This window comes from Pseudomonas sp. DW-iso17, assembly GCF_058725345.1.
The window spans coordinates 146,703-157,996 of sequence record NZ_JBZXEA010000044.1 but is presented as its reverse complement, the minus strand read 5'-3'; the positions used below and the strand labels follow the sequence as shown (position 1 = coordinate 157,996).

Genomic DNA, 11,294 nt, shown 5'->3' with positions numbered 1-11,294 from the left:
TCGCCTGTTTAAGCGTTACGCGCCGACTACGATCGGCTTCGCCAGAGGCGGGACGGCGGCGCTGGTGGGCGCGATGCCGGCTTCGAACTCCGAGCGGAAGTATTTGATTGCGCTGCCCAATGGCTCCACGGCGCCTGGTGCGTGAGCACAGAAAGTCTTGCCTGGGCCGAGGAAACCGACCAGACCCAGCAGGGTTTCGATGTCGCCCTCGCGGCCTTCGCCATTTTCCAGGGCCATCAGCAGCTTGACGCTCCAAGGCAGGCCGTCGCGGCATGGGGTGCAGAAGCCGCAGGATTCGCGGGCAAAAAACTGCTCCATGTTGCGCAGCAACGAGACCATGTTCACGGTGTTGTCGACCGCCATCGCCAGGCCGGTACCCATCCGGGTGCCCACCTTGCCGATACCGCCGGCATACATTTGTGCATCGAGGTGCTCGGGCAGCAGGAAACCGGTGCCGGCGCCGCCTGGCTGCCAGGCTTTCAAGGTGTAGCCGTCGCGCATACCGCCGGCGTAGTCCTCGAACAGCTCGCGTGCGGTCACGCCGAATGGCAGTTCCCACAGGCCAGGGTTCTTGACCTTGCCGGAGAAGCCCATGAGCTTGGTGCCCATGTCTTCGCTGCCTTCGCGGGCCAGGGATTTGTACCAGTCCACGCCGTCGGCGATGATCGCCGGCACGTTGCACAGGGTCTCGACGTTGTTCACACACGTCGGCTTGCCCCACACGCCCACGGCGGCGGGGAAGGGCGGCTTGGAACGCGGGTTGGCGCGGCGGCCTTCGAGGGAGTTGATCAGTGCGGTCTCTTCACCGCAGATATAACGCCCGGCGCCGGTGTGCACGAACAGTTCGAAGTCAAAACCGGAACCGAGGATATTCTTGCCCAACAGGCCAGCGGCCTTGGCTTCTGCCACTGCACGGTTGAGGTGCTTGGCGGCGGTGGTGTACTCGCCACGCAGGAAGATATAGCCACGGTAGGTCTTGAGCGCACGGGCACTGATCAACATGCCTTCGATCAGCAGATGGGGCAGTTGCTCCATCAGCATGCGGTCTTTCCAGGTGTTGGGCTCCATTTCATCCGCGTTGCACAGCAGGTAGCGGATGTTGATGGATTCGTCCTTGGGCATCAGGCCCCACTTCACGCCAGTGGGGAAGCCTGCGCCGCCGCGGCCCTTGAGACCGGCGTCTTTCACGGTCTGGACGATATCGTCCTGGGCCATGTCGGCGAAAGCTTTGCGCGCAGCGGCGTAGCCGTTCTTGGCCTGGTATTCGTCGAGCCATACCGGCTCGCCGTCGTCACGCAAGCGCCAGGTCAGCGGGTGGGTCTCGGCCGAACGCTTGATCAGGTTGGCCGGGCCGAAAGAGGTCAGGGTCATGGGTAGCCCTCGAGCAATTGGGTCACGCCAGCAGGCTGTACGTCACCGAATGTGTCGTCGTCGATCATCAACGCCGGCGCCTTGTCGCAGTTGCCCAGGCAGCACACCGGCAGCAGCGTGAAGCGGCCGTCGGCGGTGGTCTGGCCGAGGCCGATGCCCAGCTTGGCCTGGATTTCGCTGACCACGGACTCATGGCCACCGATGTAGCAGACCATGCTGTCGCACACACGAATGATGTGGCGGCCCACCGGTTGGCGGAAGATCTGGCTGTAGAACGTCGCCACGCCTTCAACGTCGCTGGCGGGGATGCCGAGGATCTCGCCGATGGCGTAGAGGGCGCCGTCGGGCACCCAGCCACGTTCCTTCTGGACGATCTTCAGGGCTTCGATCGACGCCGCGCGCGGGTCTTCGTAGTGATGCAGCTCGTGCTCGATGGCCGAGCGCTCGGTTTCACTCAAGGTGAAACGGTCTGTCTGGATAAGCGTGCTGTTCATGCTTAGCGGTCCACGTCGGCCATAACGAAATCGATACTACCCAGGTACGCAATCAAGTCCGCGACCATCTCGCCTTTGATCACCGAAGGGATCTGCTGCAAGTGGGCAAAACTTGGGGTACGAATCCGGGTGCGGTAGCTCATGGTGCCGCCATCGCTCGTCAGGTAATAACTGTTGATACCCTTGGTCGCTTCGATCATCTGGAAGGATTCGTTGGCCGGCATCACCGGGCCCCACGAAACCTGCAGGAAGTGCGTGATCAGGGTTTCGATGTGCTGCAGCGTGCGCTCTTTGGGCGGCGGCGTGGTCAGCGGGTGATCCGCCTTGTACGGGCCGGCCGGCATGTTGCGCATGCACTGCTCGATGATCTTCAGGCTCTGGCGCATTTCTTCGACGCGCACGATGCAACGGTCGTAGGCATCGCCATTGGCCGCCAGCGGTACTTCGAACTCGAAGTTCTCGTAGCCGGAGTACGGGCGTGCTTTACGCAGGTCGAAGTCGCAACCGGTGGAACGCAGGCCGGCACCGGTGACGCCCCATTCCAGGGCCTCTTTGGTGTTGTACTGCGCGACGCCGATGGTGCGGCCCTTGAGGATGCTGTTGTCCAGCGCGGCTTTCTGGTACTCGTCCAGGCGCTTGGGCATCCAGTCGATGAATTCCTTGACCAGGCGTTCCCAGCCGTTCGGCAGGTCGTGGGCCACTCCGCCGATGCGGTACCAGGCCGGGTGCAGACGGAAACCGGTGATGGCTTCGATGACCTTGTAGGCACGCTGACGGTCGGTGAAGGTGAAGAACACCGGCGTCATGGCGCCGACGTCCTGGATATAGGTACCCAGGAACAGCAGGTGGCTGGTGATGCGGAAGAACTCGGCCATCATGATGCGGATGGTGTCGACGCGGTCCGGTACCTTGATACCGGCCAGCTTCTCGACCGAGAGCACGTACGGCAGGTTGTTCATCACGCCGCCGAGGTAGTCGATACGGTCGGTGTACGGGATGAAGCTGTGCCAGGACTGACGCTCGGCCATCTTCTCGGCGCCACGGTGGTGGTAGCCGATGTCCGGGACGCAGTCGACGATTTCTTCGCCGTCCAGTTGCAGGATGATACGGAAGGCACCGTGGGCCGAAGGGTGGTTCGGGCCCAGGTTGAGGAACATGTAGTCCTCGTTGGTGCCGGAGCGCTTCATGCCCCAGTCTTCGGGGCGGAAGCGCGCCGCCTCTTCTTCAAGCTGTTGCTTGGCGAGGTTGAGGCTGTACGGGTCGAATTCGGTGGCGCGGGCAGGGAAGTCCTTGCGCAGCGGGTGACCTTCCCAGGTCGGCGGCATCATGATGCGCGTCAGGTGCGGGTGGCCAGGGAAGTCGATGCCGAACATGTCCCAGACTTCACGCTCGTACCAGCTGGCGTTCGGCCAGATACCGGTCACGGTCGGGATGCTCAGGTCGCTCTCGCTCAGGGCGACCTTGATCATCACGTCGCTGTTACGTTCCAGCGACATCAGGTGGTAGAACACGGTGAAATCGGCACCGCTCGGCAGGCCCTGGCGCTTGGTGCGCAGACGCTCGTCCACGCCATGCAGGTCATAGAGCATGACGTACGGCTTGGGCAGGTTGCGCAGGAAGGTCAGGACTTCGACGAGCCTGGCACGCGCCACCCACAGCACCGGCATACCGGTGCGTGTGGCCTGGGCGGTGAAGGCGTCAGGGCCGAAACGGTTATTGAGTTCGACAACCACATCCTGGTCGTCTGCCTTATAAGGCGGGATGTACAGAGCACTGCCTGTAGTCATGGTTTTTTATCGCTTTCGGTCAACGTAAAGAATGAAGCCAGGTTTTCGTTCTATAAAAGAAGCGGGCTGGATCAGACTTCGTCGGGGCTGCGCAGGTTGGTGACTGCGATTCGCTGTTCGCGGCGCTGTTCCTTTTGAGACGGCATCTCGGCGCGATAAACGCCTTGATCACCGACCACCCAGGACAGTGGGCGACGCTCCTTGCCAATCGATTCCTGCAACAGCATCAAGCCTTGCAGGAACGCTTCGGGACGGGGCGGGCAGCCAGGCACGTAGACGTCCACGGGCAGGAACTTGTCCACCCCTTGAACGACCGAGTAGATGTCGTACATGCCACCGGAGTTGGCGCACGAACCCATGGAGATAACCCACTTTGGTTCGAGCATTTGCTCATAGAGGCGCTGGATGATCGGCGCCATCTTGATGAAGCAGGTACCGGCGATAACCATGAAATCCGCCTGGCGCGGCGAGGCCCGGATCACTTCGGCGCCAAAGCGCGCGATGTCGTGGGGCGCCGTGAAGGCGGTGGTCATTTCCACGTAGCAGCACGAAAGACCGAAGTTGTACGGCCACAGGGAGTTTTTACGCCCCCAGTTGACCGCGCCACTCAGCACGTCTTCCAGCTTGCCCATGTAGATGTTTTTGTGGACTTGGTCTTCTAACGGGTCGGAGACGGTTTCCCGTTCGCCGATGGGGTACTGCTCGTTAGGAGCATCCGGGTCGATCCTGGTGAGATTGTATTGCATTGCCAAAGCCTCATTGTTTCAGCTTCGCTTGCCGCTTGCGACGAGCTTCCGGAGCCCAGTCAAGGGCGCCCACTCGGAACAGGTAGACAAGACCTGCCAACAGAATTGCTATGAAAACGAGAGCTTCGACGAATCCGGTCCAGCCGCTTTCGCGGACGGACACAGACCATGCAAAGAGAAAGAGGGCTTCGATATCGAAGATCACGAAGAGCATCGCGACCAGATAGAATTTGGCTGAGAGCCGCAAGCGGGCGCCACCTGTAGGTAGCATGCCGGATTCGAACGGTTCGTTTTTGCTGCGGCCCCAGGCTTTTGACCCGAGGAGGCTGGAGACGCCAAGCATGAAGGCGCAGAGGCCTACAACACCGAGAAGGAAAATGGCAAAGCCCCAGTTGTGGGCCATGAGTCCTGTCGCGTCGGTCATGCTGGAAATCCTTAACAGAGAGCAAAGGTCTCTGAGCTCGAAAAAGTAACGATGCAGTGACGATATGTCGCACTGCAATCAATCGCGGTGATTTTATGGCTAAACACCGGGCAAGTAAAATTCCCAGGGCGAAATTATTCGGTGGAATAAGCACATAGTGCACCTTCTTGGGGCTGTAGCCCTTGTGGCGTGGGCATTAGCGGGCTTTTCATCAATTATGTTTTGTTTAAGCGGTAACGAAGTTTTCAGGCGCTAAATGATAATGAATATTGTTTGCGTGGGGTGTAAGCGAGTGTTTCTCATGTGGCGCGGGAAGTTACCGTTACTTGCTTGAGTGTCGCTTAGTTGTCGCAACGGTTCTTTTAACCGATCGGATGTGCGCGGATACCGCTCTGGATCAATGTTTTTAGCAAAAAACTATGGATAGGGGGCGGTCAATGTAGGAGCTGGCTTGCCTGCGATGGCGGCGGATCAGCTGAAACACCTGCCTCTGACCCACCGCCATCGCAGGCAAGCCAGCTCCCACCCTTGATTTTCGGTGATTCCTAGGCAAAAAAAACGCCCCGAACCAGTCGGGGCGTGATTGTTGCGCGGCACTGCGGTTAGGTCTTCCGTGGGGCCGCAGTGGCCGTGTACGCGGTACTTAGTGGAACTGCTCTTCTTCGGTCGAACCGGTCAGCGCGGTCACGGACGAGGTGCCGCCCTGGATCACGGTGGTCATGTCGTCGAAGTAGCCGGTGCCCACTTCCTGCTGGTGCGCCACGAAGGTGTAGCCTTTGGCGGCGTCTGCGAATTCCTGCTCCTGCAGCTTCACGTAGGCGGTCATGTCGTTGCGGGCGTAGTCGTGCGCCAGGTTGAACATGCTGTGCCACATGTTGTGGATACCGGCCAGGGTGATGAACTGGTGCTTGTAGCCCATGGCCGACAGCTCACGCTGGAACTTGGCGATGGTCGCGTCGTCCAGGTTCTTCTTCCAGTTGAAGGAAGGCGAGCAGTTGTAGGACAGCAGTTGGTCCGGGTACTCCTTCTTGATCGCTTCGGCAAAGCGGCGTGCTTCGTCCAGGTCTGGCTTGGCGGTTTCGCACCAGATCAGATCGGCGTACGGCGCGTAGGCCAGGCCACGGGCGATTGCCTGGTCGAGGCCGGCGCGCACTTTATAGAAGCCTTCCTGGGTGCGCTCGCCGGTAACGAATGGTTGGTCGTACGGGTCGCAGTCCGAGGTCAGCAAGTCTGCCGCGTTGGCGTCGGTACGGGCCAGGATGATGGTCGGTGTACCGGCAACGTCAGCGGCCAGGCGAGCGGCGGTCAGCTTCTGTACAGCTTCCTGGGTCGGTACCAGTACCTTGCCACCCATGTGGCCGCATTTTTTCACCGAAGCCAGCTGGTCTTCGAAGTGCACGCCGGCAGCGCCTGCCTCGATCATGCTCTTCATCAGCTCGTAGGCGTTGAGTACGCCACCGAAACCGGCTTCGGCGTCTGCCACGATTGGCGCGAAGTAGTCGATGTAGCCTTCATCGCCTGGGTTCTTGCCGGCTTTCCACTGGATCTGGTCGGCACGACGGAACGAGTTGTTGATGCGCTTGACCACGGTTGGTACCGAGTCCACCGGGTACAGCGATTGGTCGGGGTACATGGATTCAGCGGAGTTGTTGTCCGCCGCCACTTGCCAACCGGACAGGTAGATCGCCTGGATACCGGCTTTTACCTGCTGGACTGCCTGGCCGCCAGTGAGGGCGCCCATGCAGTTGACGAAATCTTTGTCGGGACGGAAAGAAGGCTTGGCACCCTGAGTGACCAGGTTCCACAGCTTCTCGGCGCCGAGTTTTGCGAAGGTGTGCTCAGGTTGGACCGAGCCACGCAGGCGGACGACGTCAGCAGCGGAATAAGCGCGGGTCACGCCTTTCCAGCGTGGGTTTTCAGCCCAGTCTTTTTCAAGGGCTGCAATTTGCTGTTCGCGTGTCAGTGCCATGGGGAAAAACCTCGTCGCGTCTTGTTTGAAGTATCCGTTTGCCAGCCCGGCATTCGTTGCCTGGGTAGGATTGCTCGCTGACCAGAAGCTTTGGGGTTCAAGTCAAATCTGACGGAGGTAGGCGACGGGATGAACGATGGGGCTCAAGGGGGAGTTGAGCAGGTAAGGGCAAACTGCGAACGGTCTTCGGGCGTCGTGGGCCTTTGTACGATCCATCAGTGTGTAGCCGGGTTACCTGGTTAGCTTCCGTCCCTCGGGACAACTTCGTTCCAGTCGCAACCAACGTCAAACACACCTTGTGGGCGGTACAGACACGAATCGGCTCAGGTGGGTAGCTTAGAGCGGCGATCCGAAGGCCCTTGCCAGGGCCCCTGATTAGCGGGAGCGAGGCCATCATGCCCATGCTTTTTTGGCTCGTCAAATGTTTTGTAGTGCTTTTTTTCTGGCACTACATCTTTAGTCTAATGCGACTTGCCAGTCAGTTTTCGGTGCTTCAGTTCAGGGTGTCGACCTTGACCCGTAAAGTCAGGTCATCGCGGCCCTGAGTAGAGTAGCTGCGGGTTGTAGAGGACTTGTCCGCCTGGGTTTCACGATTGATGCCGGCCAGGGGAATCCATTCGCCCAGGCGGCCGCTGACAGTTGTGTCGGTGCTTTGCACGTTCACTACATCGGGACGTTCCTGGCTCATGCGGTCACGGTTGGTACTGATGGCCAGGTGTACGGTCTCGCCGGTGACGCTGGCGGTCACGTAAAAGCCCTGGGTGACGTTGCGATACTGGGTCTGGTTTTGCAGACGGCCGTAGCTGTCCTGTTGCGTGGTGGTCAGCGGTACGCTCTGGCCGACCTGGATCAGCGCAGGCACGCCTTCGCTGGCCTGGATCTGCTGCACGCCACCGTCGCGGCTGGCAGTGCCGTAGCTGATGATGCGGGTCTGGCTGTCACCACTGTTCTGTTGGTTGTTCTCGTTGGTATCGACGGTGATCAGCAGGCGTTTGGCCGGTGTATCCAATTGGCCGAGCAGTGCGCGCAAGCCCTCGATCCTGGCGGGCTCAGCGTTAACGATAAGCTGGTTGCCGTAGGCGCTGACGGTGCCGTCCTTGCCAATGAAGTTCTGCGCCACGGGCAGCAGGTCGGCGCTGGTGCGGTTGTTCAGGTTGACGACTTCAGTGGCGGCCATGGCGCAAGCGCTGACGGTCATCACGAGGGCGGTGAGCAGGGTGCGTAGGGACATGTCCGTTATCTCTGCGAGTCATTTGCTTGATAGTGCCAGTTTGTCGGCCTGGCAGGGCGCAAGTTGAATCGTAGACGGCAAAATGCCCTGGCAGGCAGGGCATTCAGGATGTTGCTGAAATAGCTATCGCAGGCAAGCCAGCTCCCACACTTGGAATGCAGTCAAATGTGGGAGCTGGCTTGCCTGCGATGCAGGCGACGCGGACTCGGGTCAGTCCCCGCGCACCATATCCACATGCGGAATCCCGACCTCAAGAAACTCATCGCTGACGATCTTGAAACCCAGCCGCTCATAAAACGGCGCCGCATACACCTGCGCACTCAGGAATTGCCGGGTCTGGCCGCGTTTCACCGCCTCGCCGATCACCGCTTCCATCAGCTTGTCGCCGACTTTCAGCCCACGCCAGTCCTTGAGCACTGATACCCGACCGATCTCGCCGCTGGGCAGCAATCGAGCGGTGCCAATCGGGAAATCACCTTCGTATGCAAGAAAATGCATGGCGCCGGCATCGTCCGCGTCCCACTCCAGTTCAGGCGGGACCGATTGTTCGGCGATGAATACCGCTTCACGAATGCGCCGAATCTCGTCGATATCCTTTCGCCAGTCCGCGACACTTACGTGAATTCTATTCATCCGCGAACCCCAGGCTGCCTTGCTTGACCAGTTCGCACAGCAGGTCGCGACCGTCTTCGTCGGCCAGCCACTCGCCCAGGTTTTCGCTGTGCAGTGCATCGGCCGAGCACACCAGCTTCAACAGTTCACGCAGTTTGCCCGGCAGGTAACGGCTCTGGCCACTGGCAAACAACAGTACATCGTCGTCGACTTCGGACCAGGCCAGGCGTGCGCTCGGGTTGCGTACCAGGATCGCGCCGTCTTGCAGGCTGTTGATGAAGTCTTCTTCGCCCAACTCTTCGCCGGCCACCAGTTCCGGGTAGCGTGGCTCGGTCATGAACTGGCCGAACCAGGTCAGCAGCATGCGCTCATCGCTCATGTGCTCGGCGAGCAAGCCCTTGAGGCGGTCCAGTGCGTCGCCCTGGATCTGGTGCGGGTCGCTGACCGGCTGGGCGTCTGCGTCGGTGTAGCGCTCTTCGTCGGTCAGGTACTGGCTGAGGAAGTCGGTGAAGTGGGTCAGCACTTCAGCGGCGCTCGGTGCACGGAAACCCACGGAATAGGTCATGCAGTCGTCTTCAGCAATGCCGAAATGGGCCAGGCGCGGCGGCAGGTAGAGCATGTCGCCCGGTTCCAGCACCCATTCGGCGCTTTCTTCGAATTCGGCGAGGATGCGCAGGTCGGCGTGTTGCAGCAACGGGCTTTCGGAATTGCACATCTGGCCGATCTTCCAGTTGCGCTTGCCCTGGGCTTGCAGCAGGAACACATCGTAGTTATCGAAATGCGGACCGACGCTGCCACCCGGCGCGGCGAAGCTGATCATCACATCATCGATACGCCAGCTCGGCAGGAAGCGGAAGTGCTCCAGCAGCTCAGCCACCTCCGGCACGAACTGGTCGACTGCCTGCACCAGCAGGGTCCACTCGCGCTCGGGCAGGGTGCTGAAAGCGTCTTCGGCGAACGGGCCGCGACGCAGTTCCCACGGGCGCTCGCCGTGTTCGATCACCAGGCGCGACTCGACTTCTTCTTCCAGGGCCAGGCCTGCCAGTTCGTCGGCGTCGATCGGGCTTTCGAAGTCAGGGATGGCCTGGCGGATCAGCAGCGGTTTTTTCTGCCAGTAGTCGCGCAGGAATTCCCGTGCCGTGATGCCGCCCAGAAGTTGAAGAGGGATATCAGGATTCATGTGTAACCTATTGAAAAAAAGCACTTTTAAGACAGGAATAAAAACGCCCGGCGCGGCCGGGCGTCTCAAAGGAGCTTGCTTGGATCAGATGCGCTTGGCTTGCTCTACAGCGTTGCCGATGTAGTTGGCCGGGGTGAGCAGCTTCAGCTCGGCCTTGGCCGCGGCTGGCATGTCCAGGCCGTCGATGAAAGTTTGCAGTGCTTCGGGGCTGATGCCCTTGCCGCGCGTCAATTCTTTCAGCTTCTCGTAGGGGTTTTCGATGTTGTAGCGGCGCATCACAGTCTGGATCGGCTCGGCCAGTACTTCCCAGCACGCGTCCAGGTCAGCGGCAATCTTCTGCTCGTTGAGCTCCAGCTTGCTGATGCCTTTGAGGCTGGCTTCGTACGCGATCACGCTGTGGGCAAAGCCCACGCCGAGGTTGCGCAGTACGGTGGAGTCGGTCAGGTCGCGCTGCCAGCGGGAGATCGGCAACTTGCTGGCCAGGTGCTGGAACAGGGCGTTGGCGATACCCAGGTTGCCTTCGGAGTTTTCGAAGTCGATCGGGTTGACCTTGTGCGGCATGGTCGAAGAACCGATTTCGCCGGCAATGGTGCGCTGCTTGAAGTAGCCCAGGGAGATGTAGCCCCAGATATCGCGATCAAAATCGATCAGGATGGTGTTGAAGCGTGCAATCGCGTCGAACAGTTCGGCGATGTAGTCGTGCGGTTCGATCTGCGTGGTGTAGGGGTTGAAGCCCAGGCCCAGCTCGTCTTCGATGAAGGCGCGGGCGTTGGCTTCCCAGTCGATCTCAGGGTAGGCCGACAGGTGGGCGTTGTAGTTGCCTACGGCGCCGTTGATCTTGCCCAGCAATGGCACGGCGGCGACTTGGGCGATCTGGCGCTCCAGGCGGTACACCACGTTGGCCAGTTCTTTGCCCAGGGTGGTTGGCGAGGCCGGCTGGCCGTGGGTGCGCGACAGCATCGGCACGGCAGCGAAACGGATCGCCAGCTCGCGGATGGCTTCGGCGGTCTGGCGCATCAGCGGCAGCATCACGTCATCACGGCCTTCGCGCAGCATCAGGGCGTGGGACAGGTTGTTGATGTCCTCGCTGGTGCAGGCAAAGTGGATGAACTCGCTGACCTGGGCCAGTTCCGGCAGTTGGGCCGCTTGCTCTTTGAGCAGGTATTCGATGGCTTTGACGTCGTGGTTGGTGGTGCGCTCGATCTCTTTGACACGCTCGGCGTGCTCCAGGGAGAAGTTTTCCGCCAGGGTGTTCAATACAGCGTTGGCTTCGGCGGAAAACGCCGGCACTTCGCTGATGGCGGGGTGAGCGGCCAGGCGCTGGAGCCAGCGCACTTCAACCAGGACACGGGCACGGATCAGGCCGTACTCGCTGAAAATAGGGCGCAGGGCCTGGGTTTTGCCGGCGTAGCGGCCGTCAACAGGGGAAACCGCAGTGAGCGAAGAGAGCTGCATGGGGTGTTCTCGGACAGTCGGGCAA

General features: G+C 60.4%; 10 protein-coding genes. All 10 read right to left on the bottom strand.

The window, feature by feature from the left end; genetic code table 11:
• Window positions 1-15 precede the first annotated feature (15 nt).
• Window positions 16-1,371 carry an NADH-quinone oxidoreductase subunit NuoF gene (gene nuoF / locus AC4PS6_RS23075; protein ID WP_005789119.1) on the bottom strand — a complete coding sequence of 452 codons (1,356 nt, stop codon included), beginning with the start codon at window positions 1,369-1,371 and terminating at the stop codon, window positions 16-18.
• Window positions 1,368-1,865, bottom strand: a complete 498-nt coding sequence (gene nuoE, locus AC4PS6_RS23070; RefSeq protein WP_003232080.1) for an NADH-quinone oxidoreductase subunit NuoE — start codon at window positions 1,863-1,865, stop codon at window positions 1,368-1,370. Before nuoE ends, nuoF begins: the two co-directional genes overlap by 4 nt.
• 2 nt (window positions 1,866-1,867) lie before the next feature.
• The gene (nuoC, locus tag AC4PS6_RS23065; RefSeq protein WP_005789116.1) at window positions 1,868-3,652 is read right to left on the bottom strand and encodes an NADH-quinone oxidoreductase subunit C/D; all 1,785 of its coding nucleotides are present in this window, start codon (window positions 3,650-3,652) and stop codon (window positions 1,868-1,870) included.
• A 71-nt stretch (window positions 3,653-3,723) separates the two neighbouring features.
• Window positions 3,724-4,398, bottom strand: a complete 675-nt coding sequence (locus AC4PS6_RS23060) for a NuoB/complex I 20 kDa subunit family protein (RefSeq protein WP_003174719.1) — start codon at window positions 4,396-4,398, stop codon at window positions 3,724-3,726.
• A gap of 10 nt (window positions 4,399-4,408) precedes the next feature.
• The gene (locus AC4PS6_RS23055; RefSeq protein WP_003192109.1) at window positions 4,409-4,822 is read right to left on the bottom strand and encodes an NADH-quinone oxidoreductase subunit A; all 414 of its coding nucleotides are present in this window, start codon (window positions 4,820-4,822) and stop codon (window positions 4,409-4,411) included.
• A 643-nt stretch (window positions 4,823-5,465) separates the two neighbouring features.
• A complete protein-coding gene (gene aceA, locus AC4PS6_RS23050) occupies window positions 5,466-6,791 on the bottom strand; it encodes an isocitrate lyase (RefSeq protein WP_003174717.1) in 1,326 nt (441 codons plus the stop codon).
• 493 nt (window positions 6,792-7,284) lie between these two features.
• Window positions 7,285-8,022, bottom strand: coding sequence for a secretin N-terminal domain-containing protein (locus tag AC4PS6_RS23045; RefSeq protein WP_014718909.1), 738 nt, complete (start codon window positions 8,020-8,022; stop codon window positions 7,285-7,287).
• Window positions 8,023-8,232: 210 nt separating this feature from the next.
• A complete protein-coding gene (locus AC4PS6_RS23040) occupies window positions 8,233-8,655 on the bottom strand; it encodes a GNAT family N-acetyltransferase (protein ID WP_014718908.1) in 423 nt (140 codons plus the stop codon).
• A complete protein-coding gene (locus AC4PS6_RS23035) occupies window positions 8,648-9,814 on the bottom strand; it encodes a ribosomal protein uL16 3-hydroxylase (protein WP_014718907.1) in 1,167 nt (388 codons plus the stop codon). Before AC4PS6_RS23035 ends, AC4PS6_RS23040 begins: the two co-directional genes overlap by 8 nt.
• Before the next feature lie 84 nt (window positions 9,815-9,898).
• Window positions 9,899-11,269: an adenylosuccinate lyase gene (gene purB / locus AC4PS6_RS23030; RefSeq protein WP_014718906.1), complete on the bottom strand. Its 1,371-nt coding sequence runs from the start codon at window positions 11,267-11,269 to the stop codon at window positions 9,899-9,901.
• Window positions 11,270-11,294 lie beyond the last annotated feature (25 nt).